Below are 21,284 nucleotides of genomic sequence, written 5' to 3'. Positions count from 1 at the left end.
ATGGGATGCGGCGCGGGGCGTCGACACCGACGACGGCGGGGAGCAGTCCGGCCCGGCCCGGGTCCGGCGGACCCGGGCGGTGGGCCGGTGGAGGCGGGCGACGCGGCGCCCGGTCAGGCTACGGCGTAACCGGCGAGCCGGTCGCCGACCTCCTCGGTGCGCAGGGGTACGCCCGGGGTGCGGTTGGCCAGCTCGGCGCCGACCGCGGCGGTCACCCGGGCGGCGGCGTCGGCGTGGCCGAGCTGGTCGAGCAGGAGGGCGGCGGAGAGCACCGCGGCCACCGGGTCGGCCAGGCCCTTGCCCGCGATGTCCGGCGCCGAGCCGTGCACCGGCTCGAACATCGACGGGTACGCCCCGGAGGGGTTGATGCAGCCGCTGGCGGCCAGCCCGATGCCGCCGGTGACGGCGGCGGCGATGTCGGTCAGGATGTCGCCGAACAGGTTGTCGGTGACCACCACGTCGTACCGCTGGGGCTGGGTGACCAGGAACATCGCGGCGGCGTCGACGTGCTGGTACTCGGTGGCCACGTCGGGGTGCTCGGCGGCCACCGCCTCGAAGGCGCGCGCCCAGAGCGACCCGGCGTGGGTCAGCACGTTGGTCTTGTGCACCAGGGTGACCTTGCGCCGTTCCCGGCGGGCGGCCCGGGCGAAGGCGTCGCGGACGACCCGCTCCACCCCGTGCCGGGTGTTCAGGCTCTCCTCGGTGGCGACCTCGGCGGGGGTGTCGCGGTGCAGCGAGCCACCGGCGCCGGCGTACAGCCCCTCGGTGCCCTCCCGGACCACCACCAGATCGACCTCGCCCGGCTTGACGGTGGCCAGCGGGCCCGGCACGCCCGGCCAGAGCCGGGACGGGCGCAGGTTGACGTACTGGTCGAAGGCGAAGCGGAGCTTGAGCAGCAGGCCGCGCTCCAGCACGCCCGGCGGGACGCTCGGGTCGCCGACCGCGCCGAGCAGGATGGCGTCGTGCCCGGCCAGCTCGGTCAGCACCGAGTCGGGCAGCACCTCGCCGGTGCGGTGGTAGCGCGCGGCGCCGAGGTCGTACTCGGTGGCCTCGATCCCGGGGAGCACGGCGTCGAGGACCTTGCGGGCCTGCCCGACCACCTCGGGTCCGATCCCGTCCCCGGCCACCACCGCGATCCGTGCCACCTGGCGCTCCTCACCTCGTCGTTCCCGTGAACGGTACGTCGCCGTCCCGTCTCCCGGTACGCGTCTTCCACGATTCGGGATATTGAAATGCTCAGGAGGCTCCCAGGTGACATTCATGGTGCGGTCATCTCCACTACCTAGGGTCAGTGTGCAGCGGGTCACGGGGGCTCGCGACGGGATCCGCCGCTGTCGTCGCGGCGCGGTCAGCGAAGGAGCGGATGTGGTGCGGACCGACCAGCAGCGTGGGGCGGCGGGGCTCGACGAGCAGCCGCGCACCCGGTGGGTGGACCAGGCCGCCTTCACACTGCGCCGGCCGGACCTGCGCCTCGGCACCCGCAACCACCGCGTCGACTCCGGCGGCGACGCCACCGGCGACCGGATCGCCGTCCAACACCGCGTGCGCACCAGCACGGCCGAATACTCGCTGCTGCTCAACGCCCCCGGACACGTGGGCCGCCGGACGGTCGGCGACGCGCTGCGCGACGCCGTCGCCGAACTGCGGGCCATCGACCTCACCTACGGCCCGACCCGCCCGGACAGCCTGGTCTCCCGGCTGCGCCGGGGCGAGATCAGCCCCGAGTCGTACCCGCCGCTGGCCGACCTGGTGGACCGCTGCGCGGCCATGCGCGCGGCGACCGACGGCTGGTTCGACGCCTGGGCGGTGCCCGGCGGCTTCGACCCGGGCGGCCTGCTCAACGGCTGGGCGGTGGAGCGCGCGGCCGCCCGGCTGCGCGCCGCCGGCATCACCGACTACGCGGTGCTCTCCGGCGCGGACCTGACCGTACGCGGGCACGCCGCGCACGGCGGGCCGTGGCGGGTGGCCGTGCACCACCCGACCGACGGCCGCCGCGCGCCGCTGGTGCTGGAGATGACGGCCGGGGCGGTGGGCACCTCGGGGGTGTCCGGCCGCCGGGGGCACGTGGTCGACCCGCACACCGGCGACCCGGCCGACCAGCTCGTCGCGGCAACCGTCGTCGGTCCCGACCTCGCGGTCGCCGACGCGTACGCCACCGCGCTCTACGCCGCCGGCCCGACCGGGCTGGCATGGTTCCGCAACGGATCGGGTTATCAGGCTCTCTTCGCCCACCGGCGCCGCTGAGGCGCCGGGGCGCGTCGACCGACGGAGTGGAGGGGGTCCACTCCGGTGGCGCGGTCGGCGGGCCCGCGATCGGCCCCCACGGTCTCGGCAACGACCGTGGGGGCCGGTCAGCGACGAGTGCGCGTGGCTCGCGCAATCGAGGGGTGCGGACCGGTCGGTCGGACGCCTGACCTCGTCACCCGAAGACGGGCCGAACGCCCCAACTCAGCCGGTGACCGCACCGGTACGCTAGCGAATCGACGCAGCTCGACGCAAGGGTCTCCGGTCTCCACAACGGACCGTCCTGACCAGACACCATGTCACGATCGTGTCGCTGGTCGGCGGGTCAGTTGCGGGAATGTGAACGGCGGATGGCACGCTGTCCGCCGTGAGTTTCGATCTCAGCGTGTGGGCCCTGCCGGACGGGGCCACGCCCGAGGACGTCCACGCCGCGGTGCGGCGGTGCCGCGAGGGACGCCACGGCGACCGGCACCCCGACCCCCGGGTGGTCGCCTTCTACCGGGCCATCACCGCCACCTATCCCGACCGGCCCGTCGGGCCGGGCACCCCGTGGGAGGTCGCGCCGCTGCACGCGGCCGCCGACCATGTGGAGCTCAACCTCGTGCCGACCTGCGAGGACCAGGTCCTGCTCGACATCGAGCGGCTGGCGGGCGAGCACGACCTGATGCTCTTCGACGCCCAGGACGGCTCGGTGTACCCACCGCCGTCCCGCGTCGCGCGCTGACCCCCACGGGCGCGACGAGGCGTGGCCCCCGGCTCGATCCGGGCGGCCACGACGAGGGGCCCGGCCGAGACGGCCGGGCCCCCGATGCGTCGTGCGCGGGCTACTCGTCGCGCAGGTCCGCCGCGCTCGCCGAGGTCGCGCCGATCGAGTCGGCGGCCGAGGTGAGCAGGTCGGCGCCGAGCGCCTGGTCGACGGTGAGGGTCATCAGCGTCTCCCCACCGGCCTCCCGACGCGCCACCTGCATCGCCGCGATGTTGACGCCGGCCTCGCCGAGCAGGGTGCCGACCGTGCCGACCACGCCCGGACGGTCGACGTAGCGCAGGAAGAGCAGGATGCCCTCCGCGCCGATCTCCACGTCGAAGCCGTCCACCTCGGTCAGCTTGATCACGTCACGGGGGCCGGCCGGGGTGACCGTGCCGGAGACGCTGACCGTACGGCCGTCGGGCAACGCACCGCGGACGGTGACCAGGTTCGGGTGGTCGATCGTCTCGGCCTGGGTGGTGAGGGTGACCTCGACGCCACGCTCGGCGGCCAGGTGCGGGGCGTTGACGTAGGTGACCTGCTCCTCCACCACCGAGCTGAACAGCCCCTTGGTGGCGGCGAGCTTGAGCACCGAGACCTCGTGGTTGACGATCTCACCGCGCACCTCGACGGTGACGCTGGAGGCGATCCCGCCGGCCACCGCGGTGAACGCCCGACCCAGCTTCTCGGCCAGCGGCAGCAGCGGGCGGACGTCCTCGGCGACCACGCCGCCGGCCTGCACGTTCACCGCGTCCGGGACGAACTCGCCCTGCAGCGCCAGCTTGACGCTCTTCGCCACGGCCAGGCCCGCCTTGTCCTGCGCCTCGTGGGTGGAGGCGCCCAGGTGCGGGGTGGCCACCACGTTGTCGAAGGCGAACAGCGGCGAGGAGGTGCAGGGCTCCTTGGCGTACACGTCGACGCCGACGCCGGCGACCCGGCCCTCGGCGATCGCGTCCGCGAGGGCCTGCTCGTCGACCAGGCCACCACGGGCGGCGTTGACGATGCGCACGCCCGGCTTGACGATCGCCAGCTCCTTCTCACCGATCAGGCCCACGGTCTCCGGGGTCTTCGGCAGGTGGATGGAGATGAAGTCGGCCTCGCGCAGCAACTCCTCCAGGCCCACCAGGCGGACGCCGAGCTGAGCGGCCCGGGCCGGCTGGATGTAGGGGTCGTACGCGATCAGCCGGGTGCCGAAGGCGGCGATACGAGACGCGAAGAGCACGCCGATGCGGCCGAGCCCGACCACGCCGACGGTCTTGCCCTGCAGCTCCACGCCGGTGTACTTGGACCGCTTCCACTCCCCCGCCTTCAGCGCCGCGCTGGCGGCGGCGGTGTTGCGGGCGACGGCGAGCAGCAGCGCGACGGCCTGCTCGGCGGCGGAGACGATGTTGGAGGTGGGGGCGTTGACGACCATGACGCCCCGCGCGGTCGCGGCCGGCACCTCGACGTTGTCCAGACCGACACCGGCCCGGGCCACCACCTTCAGCCGCGGCGCGGCGGCGATCGCCTCGGCGTCGATCTGGGTGGCGCTGCGCACGATAACCGCGTCGGCCTCGGAGAGCGCGGAGAGCAGGGCCGGACGGTCGGTGCCGTCGACGTGGCGTACGTCGAAGTCGTGCGCGAGCACCTCGATGGCGGCGGGAGCGAGTTCTTCGGCGATCAGTACGACAGGATTCATCGGTCCTCGTAGACGTCGTATGCGGTCGGCCCGGGGCGTCGGGACGCCGCGCTGCGCCCCTGCGCTGATCCGTGCCATGGCCGTCAGGTGCCGACTACGCACCTATCAAGGATGGTAGGTGGCACCCCGGCCGGCGGGTCCCGGTCGGCGGGGTGAGTGCCCTCACAAACCAGACATGTCCGGGGTGTTAACGGACGGCAGCGGTGACGCGTCCGGCACCGGGGAGAGTGCCGGACGCGTCACCGCGTACGGGGAACGTCAGGCGGTCTCGGTGATCGGCCGGTCGACCCAGCTCATCATCGAGCGCAGCTTCTGGCCGGTCTCCTCGATCGGATGCGCCGCGCCCTCGGCCCGCCACTTGGCGAAGTTCGGCCGACCGGCCTCGTCCTCGGCCACCCACTCGCGGGCGAACTCGCCGGACTGGATCTCGCCGAGGATCTTGCGCATCTCCTCCTTGACCCGGGCGTCGACGATGCGGGGGCCCCGGGACAGGTCGCCGTACTCGGCGGTGTCGGAGACGCTGTAGCGCATCCGGGCGATGCCGCCCTCGTACATGAGGTCGACGATGAGCTTCAGCTCGTGCAGGCACTCGAAGTAGGCCACCTCGGGCGCGTAGCCGGCCTCGGTGAGCACCTCGAAACCGGTCTGCACCAGCGCCGCCGCGCCACCGCAGAGCACCGCCTGCTCGCCGAAGAGGTCGGTCTCGGTCTCCTCGGTGAAGGTGGTCCTGATCGCCCCGGCACGGGTGCCGCCGATGCCCTTGGCGTACGACAGGGCGAGCGCGAAGGCGTTGCCGCTGGCGTCCTGCTCGACGGCGACCAGGCAGGGCACGCCCTTGCCGTCGACGTACTGGCGGCGGACCAGGTGGCCGGGGCCCTTCGGGGCCACCATCGCGACGTCCACGTCGGCCGGCGGGGTGATCAGGCCGTACCGGATGTTGAAGCCGTGGCCGAAGAAGAGCGCCTTGCCGGGGGCCAGGTTCGGCGCGATCGACTCGGCGTAGAGCGCCCGCTGGGCGGTGTCCGGCGCCAGGATCATGATGACGTCGGCCTCGGCCGCCGCCTCGGCCGGCGTGAGCACGCGCAGGCCCTGCTCCTCGGCCTTCGGGCGGCTCCTGGAGCCGGCCGGCAGGCCGATCACCACGTCGACGCCGGAGTCGCGCAGCGACAGCGCGTGGGCGTGGCCCTGGCTGCCGTACCCGATCACCGCGACCTTGCGGCCCTGGATCAGACCCAGGTCGGCGTCGTCGTCGTAGTACACCTCAACGCTCATTGACTTCCCTTTCGTACGGCGGTCCGAACGGCCGTCGTGGACTTGTGCGGTGGCGGTTGGGCGGCGCGCAGCGCCGGGGTCAGGCGGCGCGCAGCGCGGGACCGGCGGTGATGGAGCGCGAGCCGCGCCCGATCGCCACCGTGCCGGACTGGACCATCTCCTTGATGCCGAACGGCTCCAGGTCGCGCAGCAGCGCGTCCAGCTTGTCGGGGGTGCCGGTGGCCTCGATGGTCAACGTGTCCGGGGCGACGTCGACCACCCGGGCGCGGAACAGGTTGACCGTCTCCAGCACCTGCGCGCGGGCGTTGCGGTCCGCGCGGACCTTGACCAGCAGCAGCTCCCGGGCCACCGAGACCTGCGGGTCCAGCTCCACGATCTTCAGGACGTTGACCAGCTTGTTGAGCTGCTTGGTCACCTGCTCCAGCGGGGACGACTCGGCGTTGACCACGATCGTGATCCGGGAGACGTCCGGGTTCTCGGTCTCGCCCACGGCGAGGCTGTCGATGTTGAACCCGCGCCGGGAGAACAGGCCGGAGACCCGGGCCAGGACACCCGGCTTGTTCTCCACCAGGACCGAAAGAGTGTGCATGGTCATCGCAGTGCCTTCCTCGTCATGCCCTCATGGCCCTCGCTGCGCTCGGTGCGTTCGGCCATGACCGACGCCTTCCTCGTCATGCCCTCATGGCCCTCGCTGCGCTCGGTGCGTTCGGCCATGACTACAGCTCGTCCTCGTCGAATGCCGGGCGGACGCCACGGGCGAACATGATCTCGTCGTTGCTGGTGCCGGCGGCCACCATCGGCCAGACCATCGCGTCCTTGCCGACCACGAAGTCGATCACGACCGGCGCGTCGTCGATCGCCATCGCGGCCTCGATGGTCCGGTCCACGTCCTCGGCGTTCTCGCAGCGCAGGCCGACACAGCCGAGCGCCTCGGCCAGCTTCACGAAGTCCGGGATGCGGTGCTTGTGGGTGCCCAGCTCGGTGTTGGAGTAACGCTCGCCGTAGAAGAGGGTCTGCCACTGGCGGACCATGCCGAGGTTGCCGTTGTTGATCACGGCGATCTTGACCGGGATGCCCTCCAGCGCGCAGGTCGCCAGCTCCTGGTTGGTCATCTGGAAGCAACCGTCGCCGTCCACCGCCCAGACCACCGCGTCCGGCCGGCCGACCTTCGCGCCCATCGCCGCCGGGACGGCGTACCCCATGGTGCCGAGGCCGCCGGAGTTGAGCCAGGTGCCCGGCTTCTCGTACGAGATGAACTGGCTGGCCCACATCTGGTGCTGGCCGACACCCGCCACGTAGATCGCGTCCGGGCCGGCGATCTCGCCCAGTCGCTTGATCACGTGCTGCGGGGAGAGCGTGCCGTCGGACGGCTCCTCGTACCCCAGCGGGTAACGCTCGCGCAGGTCGTCCAGCTGCGTCCACCAGTCGGTGAGATCGGTCCGGTGTCCGGCCTTCTGCTCGCTGGTGACCGCGGTGATCAGCTCGTCGATGACGTGCCGGGCGTCGCCGACGATCGGGACGTCCGCATGCCGGTTCTTGCCGATCTCCGCCGGGTCGATGTCCGCGTGCACCACCGTGGCGTCCGGGGCGAACGAGTCCAGCTGACCGGTCACCCGGTCGTCGAAGCGGGCGCCGAGCGCCACGATCAGGTCGGACTTCTGCAGGCCGTAGACCGCGGCGACGGTGCCGTGCATGCCGGGCATGCCCAGGTGCTGGCGGTGCGAGTCGGGGAACGCCCCCAGCGCCATCAGCGTGGTCACCACCGGGATGCCGGTCAGCTCGGCGAGCTTGCGCAGCCCCTCGGTCGCGCCGGCCTTGAGCACGCCGCCGCCGACGTAGAGCACCGGACGGCGGGCGGCGGCCATCAGCCGGGCCGCCTCGCGGATCTGCTTGCCGTGCGGGTGCAGCGTTGGCCGGTACCCGGGCAGGTCGAGGGTCGGCGGCCAGGCGAAGGTGGTCGGCGCCTGGAGGACGTCCTTGGGGATGTCGACCAGCACCGGCCCGGGCCGCCCGGTCGAGGCCAGGTGGAACGCCTCGGCCAGCACCTGCGGGATCTCCTCGGCGCTCTGGACCAGGAAGTTGTGCTTGGTGATCGGCAGGGTGATGCCCTGGATGTCCGCCTCCTGGAAGGCGTCCGTGCCGATCGACGGGCGAGCCACCTGACCGGTGATCGCGACGATCGGGACCGAGTCCATGTACGCGTCGGCGATCGGGGTGACCAGGTTGGTCGCGCCCGGCCCGGAGGTGGCGATGCAGACGCCGACCCGGCCGGTCGCCTGCGCGTACCCGGTGGCGGCGTGACCGGCGCCCTGCTCGTGGCGGACCAGGATGTGCCGGACGGTGGAGTCGTACAGCGGGTCGTAGGCCGGCAGGATCGCCCCACCGGGAATGCCGAAGACCACGTCGACACCGAGGGCTTCCAGGGACCGCACGAGTGAGCCGGCACCGGAGACCTGGGCCGGCACCGGCTGCCGCGCGGCCGCGGTGGTCCCGGCGGGGACGGCCCGGCCGGCACCGGCCGGGACGGCGCCGGGTCGCGGCGCGGGGGCGTGCTCGGCGTCGCCGGTCGACTCGGCGACCGTGCGCGCCCGGCGGGCGGAGTGGGCGAGTGTCTCTGGCGTGGGTCTCGTCATGGCGGTTCAGGCCTTCGGCTGGAGTGGGTGGAGCTCAACGACACGTGCTACGGGGGCGGGCACCCGCCCCGACAGGGTCCGACGGCAATAAAAACGGCCCTCGTGCAGATGCACGGGGCCAGCGCACTCTCGAGGAGGAGAGTGCGCTCAGGTAAGTACTCGCAGCGACCGGATCGACGACATGTGGACCAGCCTGACGCATCTCAAGCGCTGAGTCAACTGATCCCACATGTTGGTTCACGAACGGGGGACACCGTCCCCCTTCGGAGGCCCGACAACCGGCCCGGCCTGCGCAGATCCATCCTGTGCGACACGGGGCGCCGGCACCGGCGGCGACGCGGACGGGTCGGACCGTAACCGGGGCAGCAACGGCGACGGCACGGCCCGGCGCGGCCCGGGCGGCGGCGCCGGGGAGGGGCGCGCCCCCGGCGAGGTGGCGGCCTCCAGCATCGCCTCCAGGTGCTCGGCGGGCACCCCCCAGCCGAAGAGCGCACCCTGGCCGAAACGGCAGCCGGCGGCGACCACCGCGGCCAGTTCGGTGGGGGAGGTCACCCCCTCGGCGATGACCTCCATGCCGAGCTGGTGCCCGAGTCGCATCACGATGTCGACCATCGGGGCGAAGGCCGGCCCGTCCCGTCCCACCGGGCGGACCGGTTCGTGCTCGGCCACCAGACTGTGGTCGATCTTGAGGATGTCGATCGGCAGCCGGCGCAACTGGCCGAGCGAGGAGTAGCCGGCGCCGAAGTCGTCCAGGGCGATCCGGACGCCGGTGTGCCGCAGCGCGGTCAACCGGCGGATCAGCTCGTCCAGGTCGGTGGCGACCGCGTGCTCGGTGACCTCCAGCACCAACCGCTGCGGCGGCACATGGTGCGCCCGCAGCGCCTCGGCCACCTGCACCACGTACTCCGGGGCGTGCAGCTCGCGCGGGGAGACGTTGACCGACACCCAGACGTCGTGCCCGTCGGCCAGCCAGCGGGAGAGCTGCCAGCAGGCCTGGTGCAGCACCCAGGCACCCAGCTTCGCGATCATCCCGCACTCCTCGGCGAGCGGGATGAACTCGTCCGGGCGGACGTTGCCCAGCTCCGGGTGGTGCCAGCGCAGCAGCGCCTCGGCGCCGACCGGACGCACCGAGGGCAGCGAGGCGACCGGCTGGAACACCAGCCGCAGTTCGTTGCGCTCGATCGCCCCACGCAGCTCGTGCTCCACCCGGGTACGCCGCAGCAGCACCTGGTCGTGGGTGCCGTCGTAGCGCTCGATCCGGTTCTTGCCCCGCTGCTTGGCGTAGCGCAGCGCGAGGTCGGCGTGGCGCAGCAGAGCCGCCTGGTCGGGCTCGCCGCCCTGCCCGGCCACCCCGATGCTGACCGAGAGGAAGACCGGCCCGTCCGGCTGCTCGTACGCCCGCCCGAGCACCCCGAGCAGCCGCTGGGCGACCGCGTCGGCGTCGGCCGGGCGGCCGCGCATGAGCACCGCGAACTCGTCGCCGCCGAGCCGGGCGGCCAGGTCGCCGGGGCGCAGGTTGCCGCGCAGCCGCCGCCCCACCTCGGCCAGCACCAGGTCACCCACGTCGTGCCCGCGCATGTCGTTGACGTTCTTGAAGCCGTCCAGGTCGAGGCCGAGCAGCACGCAGTCGACCCCCTCCTCGGCGCAGCGCTGCAACTCGCGCAGCAGGCCCCGGCGGTTCGCCAACCCGGTCAGCGCGTCGGTGTGGGCCAGCTCACGGAAGTGCGCCTCGCGCTCGGCCAGCCGGCCCGCGTACCCGCGCATGTCGTTGAGGGTGAGGTACTGCCGGGCGACCAGGGCGAAGCCCTCGACGCTGCCGGCCACGATGCCGAGCGCGTCGAAGCGACCGCCCTGCACGAGGTGGTACATCGCCGAGCCGGCCATCGCGAACATCGGGACGAAGGCGTACGCCCCGTCGCGGCGGATCAGGTCGACGTCGACCTGCCCCGGCGGGTCGCCCCGGTACACCGCCAGCGCGACGGCGAGCAGGCCCAGGGCGAGCAGCACGGCGGCGGACAGGGTCATTCCCAGGCCGCCCTGGCACACCCCCGCGGCGACGCCCAGACCGCCGAAGGCGCTGGCGGTGATGCCCGAGCCGAGCAGCGCGAACGGCGAGCGGGGTGGGGCGGCGCGGAGCACCACGATCAGCGTCAGCCCGGCGGTCAGCGCGGCGTTGACCGAGGCCAGCAGGATCGCCGGGCAGGCGACCGGGGTCGCCGCGCCGAGCAGCCGGGTCGGCTCGGAGAAGACCACCCAGCCGACGAACCAGAGCGCGGTCGCCATGATCAGCCCGTCGAGCAGCAGCCGGGCCGTGGCCGCCCGGTTGACCACCACACCAGGCAGGCGCAGCAGCCCGGCGGCGGCGGCCAGACCGCTCAGCGTCGCGGCGACGGAGACCGCCAGGGGCCAGCCGGTGAGCCGGGCCGGGTGGGGTGGTTGGTGCGAATGGCCGAGTTCCACGATCACCCCGACCAGCAGGGCGACCAGGGCGGCCGCTCCGGCGACGGCCAGCAGGACGTACGCCCGGCGCTGCGGACCGGTGCGGCGCCGGGCAGACCCGGCGAGCAGCGCGGTCGCCGTCGCGGCCACCAGGGCGCTCAGGACCGCGACCGCGACCATGCCCGGGGTGTAACGCACGTCCTCAACTGTGCCGGATGAGCGTGACCCGTGGGGCACCGGGTGCGCATCTGTTGGGACACGTCCGGACCGGCCGGGGCCACCGCGCCGGCGGTGCCACACTGGTGTCCATGCCTGAGCTGCGGTCGAGGACCTCCACCCACGGTCGGACGATGGCCGGCGCCCGGGCCCTGTGGCGGGCCACCGGGATGACCGACGACGACTTCGGCAAGCCGATCGTCGCCATCGCCAACAGCTTCACCCAGTTCGTGCCCGGTCACGTACACCTCAAGGACATGGGCGGCCTGGTCGCCGACGCGGTGGCCGAGGCCGGCGGGGTGGGCCGGGAGTTCAACACCATCGCGGTCGACGACGGCATCGCGATGGGCCACGGCGGCATGCTCTACTCGCTGCCCAGCCGGGAGCTGATCGCCGACGCGGTGGAGTACATGGTCAACGCGCACTGCGCGGACGCCCTGGTCTGCATCTCCAACTGCGACAAGATCACCCCGGGCATGCTGCTGGCCGCGCTGCGGCTGAACATCCCGACCGTCTTCGTCTCCGGCGGCCCGATGGAGGCCGGCAAGACGGTGGCGATCGAGGGCGTCGTGCACTCCAAGATCGACCTGATCGACGCGATGATCGCCTCCTCGAACGAGGCGGTCACCGACGACCAGCTCGGCGAGATCGAGCGCTCCGCCTGCCCGACCTGCGGCTCCTGCTCCGGCATGTTCACCGCCAACTCGATGAACTGCCTGACCGAGGCGATCGGCCTCGCCCTGCCGGGCAACGGGTCGACGCTGGCCACCCACGCCGCGCGCCGGTCGCTCTTCGTCGAGGCCGGCCGCACCGCCGTGGAGATCGCCAAGCGGTGGTACGACGGCGACGACGCCTCGGTGCTGCCCCGCGCCGTCGCCAGCCGGGCCGCCATCGAGAACGCGGTCGCCCTCGACGTGGCGATGGGCGGATCGACAAACACGATCCTGCACCTGCTCGCCGCCGCCCGCGAGGCCGAGCTGGACTTCGACGTGGCCGACATCGACGCGATCTCCCGCCGGGTACCCTGCCTGGCCAAGGTCGCCCCGAACTCGCCGCAGTACCACATGGAGGACGTGCACCGGGCCGGCGGCATCCCCGCCATCCTCGGCGAGCTGGACCGGGCCGGGCTGCTCCACCGGGACGTGCACGCGGTGCACTCCCGGAGCCTGTCGCAGTGGCTCGCCGACTGGGACGTGCGCGGCGGGTCACCGAAGCCGGCGGCCGTCGAGCTGTTCCACGCCGCCCCGGGCGGGGTGCGCACCACCGAGCCGTTCTCCACCACCAACCGCTGGTCATCGCTGGACACCGACGCCGCCGGCGGCTGCATCCGCGACCGTGAGCACGCGTACAGCGCCGACGGTGGGCTGGCCATCCTGCACGGCAACCTCGCGCCCGACGGCTGCGTGGTCAAGACCGCCGGGGTGCCCGAGGAGTGCCTCACCTTCCGCGGCCCGGCCAAGGTCTACGAGTCGCAGGACGACGCCGTCACCGCCATCCTCGCCAAGCAGGTCGTCGCCGGCGACGTCGTGGTGATCCGGTACGAGGGCCCGAAGGGCGGCCCCGGCATGCAGGAGATGCTCTACCCCACCTCGTTCCTCAAGGGCCGGGGGCTGGGCCGGGCCTGCGCGCTGCTCACCGACGGCCGGTTCTCCGGCGGCACCTCCGGGCTGTCCATCGGGCACGTCTCCCCCGAGGCGGCCTCCGGGGGGCTGATCGCGCTCGTCCAGGAGGGCGACGAGATCGTCATCGACATCCCGGGGCGGTCGATCTCGCTGAACGTGGCGGACGACGTGCTGGACGCCCGGCGGGTCGCGCAGGAGAAGCGGGACCGTCCGTACACGCCCGTCGACCGGCAGCGGCCGGTGTCGGCGGCGCTGCGCGCGTACGCCTCGATGGCGACCTCGGCCAGCGACGGCGCGTACCGCCGGGTGCCGGAGTGAGCGCGGCGCCGGCCGACGGCTCGAAGGCCGACTCCTTCACACCCGCCTGACCAGCCGCCGGAGCGGCGGCCCGTCAGGCGGACGTGAGGGCCAGGGTGCGGGCGTGTCGGATGGCCGACGGGGTGTCCGGGAAGACCAACCCCTCACGGCGTAGCTCCTCGGCCACCCCGAGGGTGGTGAGCACCTGGTCGTGCCCCGGGGTGATGCCGGAGAGCAGCACGGTGATTCCGCGCCCCCGCAGCCGCCGGATCGCGTCGCCGAGGACCTGCGCGCCGGTGGCGTCGACGGTGGTGACCCGGGACATCCGCAGGATCACCACCCGCACGTCGGCGACCTCGGAGAGTTCCAGCAGGAAGGTGTGCGCGGCGGCGAAGAAGAGCGGCCCGTCGAGCCGGTAGGCGACGATGTGCTCGGCGAGCAGCGCGTGCTCCTCGGCGCTGTGTTCGCCCTGGTCGAGGGGGACCTGTTCCAGCTTGGCGCTGCGGGCCACGGCGCGCAGCGCGATCACCACCGCGACGCCGACGCCGACCGCGACGGCGGTGACCAGGTCCCAGATGACGGTGACGGCGAAGGTGAGCACCAGCACCAGCGCGTCGCCCCGGGTGGCGCGGGCCAGCGCCCACAGCGAGCCGGCCTCGACCATCCGGACGGTGGTGGCGAGCAGCACGCCGGCCAGGGCGGCGAGCGGGATCCGGCCGACCAGCGGCGCGGCGGCCAGCACGATCCCGGCCAGGGCGACCGCGTGGGTGAGGGCGGCGAGCTTCGACGACGCCCCGGCGCGGACGTTGACGGCGGTGCGGGCGATGGCCGCGGTGGCCGGGATGCCGCCGAAGACCGGGGAGGCGAGGTTGGCCAGGCCCTGGCCGAAGAGTTCCCGTTCCGGATCGTGTCGCTCGCCGACCGTCATGGCGTCCGCGACGGTGGCCGACAGCAGGCTCTCCAGGGCGGCGAGGGCGGCCACCGCGAGCGCGGAGGGCAGCAGCACGCCGAGCGCGCCGGGGTCGAGGAAGCCGAGCGACGGCGCGGGCAGGCCCTGCGGCAGCGCACCGATGCGGACCAGGTCGACCGGGGTGGTCTCGGCGAGCACCGTCGCGGCGGCGACCCCGAGCAGGGAGAACGGCAGGCCGGGCCGCCAGCGGGCGCCGAGCAGCATCAGCGCCGCGACGCCGAGGGCCACCGCGACGGCCGCCGGCCGGGGGTGTACGACGAACCGGGCGACCGCGTCGGCCGCCACCGCCCAGACCCGCTCGCCGTGGGCGTCGGTGACGCCGAGCGCGGCGGGCACCTGTTGCAGGGCGATGACCACGGCGATGCCGGCGGTGAAGCCCTCGATCACCGGGGTGGGCAGGTAGCGGACGTACCGGCCGAGGCGGGCCAGCGCCAGGGCGACGAGGATCAGCCCGGCCAGCGCACCGACCATCAGCACTCCGGTCGGGCCGAACTGCTGCACCACCGGCACCAGTACGACGGTCATCGCCCCGGTGGGGCCGGACACCTGGAGGTTGGAGCCGCCGAAGATCGCGGCCACGGCGCCGGCGACCACGGCGGTGACCAGGCCGGCCTGTGCGCCGAGCCCGGAGGTGACGCCGAAGGCCAGGGCCAGCGGCAGCGCCACCACCGCCACGGTCAGGCCGGCGAGCAGGTCCCGGCGGGGCGAGCGGTGCACCGCCGCCCAGTCGGCGCGGCCGGGGAGCAGGCCGACAACGCGGTCGCGGAGGAGTCCGGCGGCGCTGCTCACCGGCCCTCTCCCGAGGCGCGCAGTTCGTCGAGGAGGCCGTCCCGGTCGGTGAGGACCGCGCCGAGGATGCGCCGTCCGGCGGCCAGCAGGTCGGCCACGTCGGGGGTGCTGAGCGCGTACATCACGAGCGGGCCGTCGCGCCAGGTGGTGACCATGCCGGCGCGGCGCAGCACGGCGAGCTGCTGGGAGAGGTTGGACGCTTCGACGTCGATCGCGGCGAGCAGGTCGCGGACGGGCTTCGGGCCGTCCTGGAGCAGTTCGAGCACCCGGATCCGCGCCGGGTGCCCGAGGGTGCGGAACAGCTCCGCCTTCGCCTGGTACAGCGGCACCGACACGTCCGTCGCCTCCTTCACCGCGCGGCCGACGCCGCACCATGACGACTTTAGCACTTGCACAATTCTTCAAGTCGACGGCGGAGCGGGGAGGCGGCAGGGCCGTGGGGTGCGGGCGCGGTTCCGACCCGCAGAGGGCCGACGCGCACGCTACGGACCTGATCGCACGGATGGATCGCGCCCGGCCCCGCCGGACAGCAGAAGGAAGCCGGGGGGGGGAGACGACGTGCGGGGCCGGCCGGTGGAACCACCCACCGGCCGGCCGTCACACGCTCACTCGGCGCGCAGGTTGTCCAGGTCGATGTCGTTGACGCAACGCAGCACCGGCCGGGCGGTCAACGCCGCCGGGTCCAGGGGCACGTCGGCCGCCACGGTGAAGGTGGTCGACTCCCCGGGCAGCAGGGTGACCAGCGCCCGGTCCACCTCGGCGGACGGGTCGAGCCGGTCCGGGAAGAGGGTCAGGTCGCGCAGCACCGTCCGGGCGGTCACCCGGACCCGCTGCCCGCCGTCGACCGGCTCGACCGTCGCGTCGAAGCGGGCCGCCGGCCAGCGGGCGTCCCGGTCCTCGGCGAAGAACCAGAGGGCCCGCTCCACCTCGTCGCCGGCCTCGGCCACCAGCAGTTCCCGGGCGGCCTCCTCCGGCCCGGCCAGGTCCGTCGGCAGCGGCAACGCCACCGCCGCGTACGCCGGCACGTCCAGCTCGTACCCGGTCTTCGCCCGTGGTTCGCCGGCCAGGGTCAGCCGGGTCACCGTCGCCGGCGCCCGCCACGGCCGGCCGGTCTCGTTGACCGCCACCAGGGCCAGGCCGCCGTCACGGGGCTGGACGGTGAGCAGCCGGTCGGCGTACGCCCGGCGCAGCGCGTACCAGAGCGGCTTGCGCCGCCCGTCGCCGTCGATCGCCGCCCACGAGGTGACCGGCCAGCAGTCGTTGAGCTGCCAGACGATGGTGCCGGCGCAGACGTCCCGGTGCGAACGGAAGTGTTCCACCCCGAGCTGGATCGCCCGGGCCTGGTTGAGCTGGGTGAGGTAGTGCCAGTCGTCGAAGTCCGCCGGGACGGGCAGGTGCGCGTCGAGGCCGCGCTGCAGCTTCGCGTCGCCGTCGGCGGCCTTCTGGTGGTGCGCCATGCCGGGCGAGTCGTGCGCCAGCGGCTCGTCGGACAGCGCCCGGCGCAGCGTCGCGTACGCCGGGGGCGCCTGGTAGCCGAACTCGGCGACGAAACGCGGGACGTACTCCCGGTACTTCGTATAGTCGTCGGTGTTCCACACGTCCCAGATGTGCATGGTGCCGTGCGCCGGGTCGTTGGGGTGGATCTCGTCGCTGCCCGACCAGGGGCTGCCCGGCCAGTACGGGCGGGTCGGGTCCAGCTCAGCGACGATCCGGGGCAGCAGGTCCAGGTAGTAGCCCCGACCCCAGGTGCGACCGGCCAGTTCCTCCTGCCAGCCCCAGTCGTGCCAGCCCCAGATGTTCTCGTTGTTGCCGGTCCAGAGCACCAGCGACGGGTGCCCGGCCAGCCGGGTCACCGCCTCGGTCGCCTCGGCGGCCACCTCGGTGGCGAACGGCTCCTCCTCCGGGTACGCGGCGCAGGCGAAGAGGAAGTCCTGCTGGACCAGCAGGCCCCGCTCGTCGGCCAGCTCGTAGAAGTCCGCCGACTCGTACCGGCCGCCGCCCCAGACCCGCAGCAGGTTGATTCCGGCGTCGGCCGCCTGGTCGAACCGGTGCGCCAGCCGCCGGCGGGTGATCCGGCTCGGGAACGGGTCGTCGGGGATCCAGTTGACGCCGCGGACGAAGACCGGGACGTCGTTGACGTGCAGGACGAAGGGGGTGCCGTGCGCGTCCGGGGTGGTGTCCAGGCGTACCGAGCGGAAGCCGACGCGCCGGGACCAGCCGTCCAGCTCCCGGCCGTCGGGTGCGCAGAGGGTCACGTCGAGGCGGTGCAGCGCCTGCGCGCCGTACCCCCGGGGCCACCACAGCTCGGGGTCGCGGACCTCGATCGTCGCCACCGCCGTGCGCTCCCCCGCCGCGACGACCACCTCGGCGGTGGCGCCGGCGACGGCGGCCCGGACGGTGACCGGGACGTCGGCCGCCCGCTCGACCTCGACGTGCAGCTGGATTCGGCCCACGTCGTCGGCGACGGTGACCAGGGGACGGACCGTGGCGAGCCGGGCGGTGGACCAGGCGTGCAGCCCGATCTCCTGCCAGATGCCGGCGGTGACCAGCGTCGGACCCCAGTCCCAGCCGAAGTTGCAGGCCATCTTGCGGATGAACTGGAACGGCTCGGGGTAGGCGTTCGGCCGGTCGCCGAGCCGGTCCCGGTGCGCCTCGGCGTAGCGGTAGGCCGAGTCGAACCGGACGGCGAGGGTGTTCGTCCCCGGCCGCAGCAGCGATGTGACGTCGAAGCGGTGGCCGCGGTGCATGTTCTCGGTCCGGCCCACCTCGACGTCGTTGAGGGTGACGGTGGCGACCGTGTCCAGGCCGGCGCAGACCAGGTCGACCCGGTCGTCGTCACCGGGCCGGTGTTCGAAGCTGGTCTCGTAGACCCAGTCGGTGCGCCCGATCCAGGTCAGCTCCGTCTCGTTGGCGTCGAGGAACGGCTCGGGGATCAGGCCGGCGGCGAGCAGGTCGGTGTGCACGCAGCCGGGCACGGTGGCCGGCACGGCCCGGCCGGCGATGTGCGCCGGCACCTGCTCCCCCGGTACGGCCCGCAGCGTCCAGCCCTCGTGCACCGTCTGTCGGGTCACGACTTCACCGCACCTTCCATGATTCCGCGGACGATCTGCCGGCCGCCGATGAAGAGCATGACCAGCAGCGGCACCGTGGCGATGAACGCGCCGGCCAGCACCCGCCGGTAGATGACGTAGTTGCCACTGGCCAGGTCGGAGATGGCCACCATCGAGGTCGGGTAGTCGGTGCCGCTCAGCGTGATCAGCGGCCACTGGAAGTCGTTCCAGGTGGCGACGAAGGTCAGCAGGCCGAGCACGGCCAGGGCCGGGCGGATCGCCGGCAGCACGATGTTCCCGTAGACGCGCATGGTGGTGGCGCCGTCGACCCGGGCCGACTCGACCAGCTCGTCGGGGACCGTGTTGACGATGAACTGGCGCATGTAGAACACCCCGAACGCGGTGACCAGGCCGGGCGCGATGACCGCGAGCAGGGTGCCGTTCCAGCCGAGCCTGCCCATCACGATGTAGAGCGCCACGATGCCGAGCTGGTTGGGCACGGTCAGGGTGAGGATCACGAAGAGCATCAGCGCGTTGCGGCCGGCGAAGCGCAGCTTGGCGAAGGCGAACCCGGCCAGCGAGCAGAAGAAGAGCACCGAGGCGGTCACCACGCTGGAGACGATGAGGCTGTTGACCAGGCTGGCGGCGAAGTAGACGTCCTGGAGGGAGAAGACCTCGTCGACGTTGGTCATGAACCGGTCACCGGGCACGACGGCCGGCGGCAGCTTCGCCAGCGCCTCGTCGTTGCTGGTGGCGATGACGAACATCCAGTACAGCGGGAACGCCGCGAAGAGCATGGTGACGGCCAGCAGCAGGTACGTCCCGAGGCCGGCCGGGGTGTCCTGCGGCGCCCGGCCCATCAGCGCCGGCCTGTTGCGCCGCACCCCCGCGGTGGGACGCGGCGGGGCGACAGTCATTTGCGACCTCCCGAGAGACGGTTCGTCAGCAGCGTGTTGACGCCGGCGACGACCAGGATGATCAGGAACAGCGCCCAGGACATGGCGGCGGCGTAGCCGAGGTTGAGGTCCTTCCAGCCGACCTTGTAGATGAGCTGGGCGATGGTCTGCCACTCGCCGTTCGGCCCGCCGGTGGCGGCCTGCGCGTTCGGGTCGAACAGCATCGGCTCGGTGAAGAGTTGGAGGCCGCCGATGGTGGAGAGGACCACGGTGAAGACGATGACCGGCTGGATCATCGGCACGGTGATCTTCCACAGCTGCTTCCACGGCCCGGCGCCGTCGATCGCCGCCGCCTCGTACACGTCGCGCGGGATGGACTGCATGGCGGCCAGGTAGAGCAGCGCGTTGTAGCCGATCCACTTCCAGTTGACCATCGTGGCGATGGCGGTCCAGGAGTGCGGCTTGTCGGCCCGCCAGTCGATCGGGGCCTCCGGGCTGCCGTAGCCGAACAGGCCGAGCACCCAGTTGGCCATGCCGAAGTCGCGGGAGAAGAAGACGCTGAACACCATCGACGAGGCGACGATCGGGGTCACGTACGGCAGCAGGATGCCGACCCGCCACCAGGTCTGCGCGCGCAGCTTGCGGTTGAGCAGCGAGGCCACCACCAGCGCCAGCAGCAGTTGCGGCACCGAGGAGAGCAGGAAGATGCCGAAGGTGTTGTAGAGCGCGTTCCAGAAATCCTCGTCGCCGGCGAGCCGGGTGAAGTTCTCGAACCCGGCCCAGTACGGCAGCGTCGGGTCGTCCAGCCGGTAGTTGCGCAGCGACACCACGCCGTTGAAGACCAGCGGGAAGAGCCCGAAGACGATGAAGAGCAGGAAGAACGGCGCGATCATCAGGTACGGCATGTAGCGCATGTCGAAGCGGTACAGCCGGTTGCGCCAGTTGAGCCTTCGCTCGTCGGGTCCGGAGCCGCCGCGCCCTGGCGCGGCTCGGCGGCGCGACTGCGCGGGCGCGGCACGGGTGGTGGACATGGGACACACTCCAGGGCCGAAGAGGTGACGGGGTACGGGCGGTGCGGGGTGGCCTCGACCGGGCGGCGGCCCGGGGTGGCGGAGCGGTCGGGCCCGCTCCGCCACCGGTCACCGGAGCGTCAGGACTTGCCGGCCTTCTCGGCCTCCTTGACCGCCTCCGCCCAGGCGGCGTCCGGCTTCAGGGTCTTGTTCTCCACCCGGCGGATGACGTTCTCCACCGCGACCCGGGTCGGGCCGTTCTTCCTGCCCAGGTACTGCGGGGTCAGGCCCTGCGCCATCTTCGGGAAGATCTGCCCGACCGGGGCGTCGTTGAAGAACGGGTTCTTGAACTCGGCGATCGCCGGGTCGGCGTAGAGGGCCGGCTGCGACGGCAGGTTGCCGACCTTCTTGAAGATCTCGATCTGCTGCTCCGGCTGGACCAGCCACTCCAGCAGCTCGTACGCCTCGTCGACGTGCTTGCCCTGCTTGGGGATGGTCAGGAACGAGCCGCCCCAGTTGCCGCCGCCACCGGGCACCGCGGCGATGTCCCACTTGCCCTCGGTGCCGGGGGCGGTGTCCTTGATGTGGCCGAGCATCCACGCCGGGCAGGCGAGGACGGCGAAGGCGCCGCTGGTGAAGCCCTTGTCCCAGTCGGCCTGGAAGCTGACCAGGTTGGCCGAGAGGCCGGCCTGGACGGCCTTGACGGTGTAGTCGAAGGCGACCTTCGGCCCCTGCTCCATCTGGAGCTGTTCCTGGTCGTTGTAGAAGCCGACCGGCTGCTGGCCCAGGATCGGGTTGAACAGGTTGGTGCCCGCGTCGATGAACTTCTTGTCGGTCTTGGCGGTGTACTGCTGGCCGACCTCGATGAACTTGTCCCAGGTGGGCCAGAGGGCGGAGACCTGGTCCCGCTCGGTGGGCAGCCCGGCGGCCTTGAACAGGTCGGTCCGGTAACACATGGCGAGGCCGCCGACGTCGGTGCCGAGGCCGATCTGGGTCTTGCCGTCGGCCGACAGCGACTGCTTCCACTTCCAGGGCAGGTACTTGCTCTCGTACGAGCCGGCGCCCTTGTCGAGGAGGTTGACGAACTTGTCGGACTGGCCGCGGAACTGGACCATGAAGCCCTCGTCGACGGCCGCGATGTCCGCGGCGCCCGAGCCGGCCACCAGCTTCTTCTGCAGGTCCTCGTGCTGGGCGTTGTACTCGCCCGAGTTGAGCTGGATCCGGATGTTCGGGTTGGCGGCCTCGTACCTGGTCTTCAGCTCCTGCAGGCCGAAGTCGCCCCAGAAGTTGATTTTCAGGGTGACGACGCCGCCGGAGGCGTCGTCGGTGGTGCTCCTGCCACTGCACGCCGCGACCATGAGCAGGCTGACGGCACCTGCCGCCGCCGCGCGGGCCCAGTGGGTCCAGGACCGTTTCATGTCAT

The 21,284-nt window shown here is 72.6% G+C and carries 16 protein-coding genes; 3 read left to right on the top strand and 13 right to left on the bottom strand.

The features are described from left to right. Positions 1-113: 113 nt before the first annotated feature. Positions 114-1,145 carry a 3-isopropylmalate dehydrogenase gene (locus GA0070560_RS16460; protein ID WP_091297874.1) on the bottom strand — a complete coding sequence of 344 codons (1,032 nt, stop codon included), beginning with the start codon at positions 1,143-1,145 and terminating at the stop codon, positions 114-116. Between the two features lie 223 nt (positions 1,146-1,368). Between GA0070560_RS16460 and GA0070560_RS16455 the strand changes: the two genes are divergently transcribed. Then, complete coding sequence (locus GA0070560_RS16455) at positions 1,369-2,244, top strand: FAD:protein FMN transferase (protein WP_245675556.1); 876 nt, start codon at positions 1,369-1,371, stop codon at positions 2,242-2,244. Between the two features lie 367 nt (positions 2,245-2,611). Further along, entirely contained in the window at positions 2,612-2,968 is a 357-nt protein-coding gene (locus GA0070560_RS16450; protein ID WP_091297866.1) for a hypothetical protein, read from the top strand. Positions 2,969-3,068: 100 nt separating this feature from the next. Here GA0070560_RS16450 and serA read toward each other — a convergent pair whose 3' ends face one another. The 6 genes from serA to GA0070560_RS16425 all read right to left on the bottom strand — a co-directional run bounded on the left by serA (position 3,069) and on the right by GA0070560_RS16425 (position 11,191). Further along, entirely contained in the window at positions 3,069-4,667 is a 1,599-nt protein-coding gene (serA, locus tag GA0070560_RS16445; protein WP_091297862.1) for a phosphoglycerate dehydrogenase, read from the bottom strand. A gap of 258 nt (positions 4,668-4,925) precedes the next feature. Continuing rightward, positions 4,926-5,939 carry a ketol-acid reductoisomerase gene (gene ilvC / locus GA0070560_RS16440; RefSeq protein WP_091297858.1) on the bottom strand — a complete coding sequence of 338 codons (1,014 nt, stop codon included), beginning with the start codon at positions 5,937-5,939 and terminating at the stop codon, positions 4,926-4,928. 79 nt (positions 5,940-6,018) lie between these two features. Beyond that, positions 6,019-6,534 carry an acetolactate synthase small subunit gene (gene ilvN, locus GA0070560_RS16435; RefSeq protein WP_088977814.1) on the bottom strand — a complete coding sequence of 172 codons (516 nt, stop codon included), beginning with the start codon at positions 6,532-6,534 and terminating at the stop codon, positions 6,019-6,021. Further along, positions 6,531-6,653: a hypothetical protein gene (locus GA0070560_RS29815; RefSeq protein WP_281184414.1), complete on the bottom strand. Its 123-nt coding sequence runs from the start codon at positions 6,651-6,653 to the stop codon at positions 6,531-6,533. The genes ilvN and GA0070560_RS29815 overlap by 4 nt, the downstream gene beginning before the upstream one ends. 2 nt (positions 6,654-6,655) lie before the next feature. Beyond that, positions 6,656-8,572 (bottom strand): acetolactate synthase large subunit, encoded by a 1,917-nt coding sequence (locus tag GA0070560_RS16430; protein ID WP_091297855.1) that lies wholly within the window; start codon positions 8,570-8,572, stop codon positions 6,656-6,658. Between the two features lie 237 nt (positions 8,573-8,809). Further along, the gene (locus GA0070560_RS16425) at positions 8,810-11,191 is read right to left on the bottom strand and encodes a putative bifunctional diguanylate cyclase/phosphodiesterase (protein ID WP_425412661.1); all 2,382 of its coding nucleotides are present in this window, start codon (positions 11,189-11,191) and stop codon (positions 8,810-8,812) included. A 128-nt stretch (positions 11,192-11,319) separates the two neighbouring features. Here GA0070560_RS16425 and ilvD point away from each other — a divergent pair, with 128 nt between their 5' ends. After that, positions 11,320-13,167, top strand: coding sequence for a dihydroxy-acid dehydratase (gene ilvD / locus GA0070560_RS16420; protein WP_091298228.1), 1,848 nt, complete (start codon positions 11,320-11,322; stop codon positions 13,165-13,167). Positions 13,168-13,240: 73 nt separating this feature from the next. On the opposite strand, the gene GA0070560_RS16415 is transcribed toward ilvD, so the two are convergent. From GA0070560_RS16415 to GA0070560_RS16390, 6 genes are all read right to left on the bottom strand, one after another. Then, positions 13,241-14,905, bottom strand: coding sequence for a SulP family inorganic anion transporter (locus GA0070560_RS16415; protein WP_091297848.1), 1,665 nt, complete (start codon positions 14,903-14,905; stop codon positions 13,241-13,243). Beyond that, positions 14,902-15,240 carry an ArsR/SmtB family transcription factor gene (locus GA0070560_RS16410; protein WP_091298225.1) on the bottom strand — a complete coding sequence of 113 codons (339 nt, stop codon included), beginning with the start codon at positions 15,238-15,240 and terminating at the stop codon, positions 14,902-14,904. Before GA0070560_RS16410 ends, GA0070560_RS16415 begins: the two co-directional genes overlap by 4 nt. A 270-nt stretch (positions 15,241-15,510) precedes the next feature. Next, positions 15,511-17,976: a glycoside hydrolase family 2 protein gene (locus tag GA0070560_RS16405; protein WP_091297844.1), complete on the bottom strand. Its 2,466-nt coding sequence runs from the start codon at positions 17,974-17,976 to the stop codon at positions 15,511-15,513. After that, a complete protein-coding gene (locus tag GA0070560_RS16400; protein ID WP_170839441.1) occupies positions 17,973-18,815 on the bottom strand; it encodes a carbohydrate ABC transporter permease in 843 nt (280 codons plus the stop codon). The genes GA0070560_RS16405 and GA0070560_RS16400 overlap by 4 nt, the downstream gene beginning before the upstream one ends. Positions 18,816-18,868: 53 nt before the next feature. Continuing rightward, positions 18,869-19,882, bottom strand: coding sequence for a carbohydrate ABC transporter permease (locus tag GA0070560_RS16395; protein WP_091297836.1), 1,014 nt, complete (start codon positions 19,880-19,882; stop codon positions 18,869-18,871). 119 nt (positions 19,883-20,001) lie between these two features. Beyond that, entirely contained in the window at positions 20,002-21,279 is a 1,278-nt protein-coding gene (locus tag GA0070560_RS16390; protein ID WP_091297832.1) for an ABC transporter substrate-binding protein, read from the bottom strand. Positions 21,280-21,284 lie beyond the last annotated feature (5 nt).

It is taken from the genome of Micromonospora halophytica (assembly GCF_900090245.1).
Lineage (GTDB): Bacteria > Actinomycetota > Actinomycetes > Mycobacteriales > Micromonosporaceae > Micromonospora > Micromonospora halophytica.
Note: the sequence above shows the minus strand (reverse complement) of the source record. Positions and strands in the feature narration are given on the sequence as shown.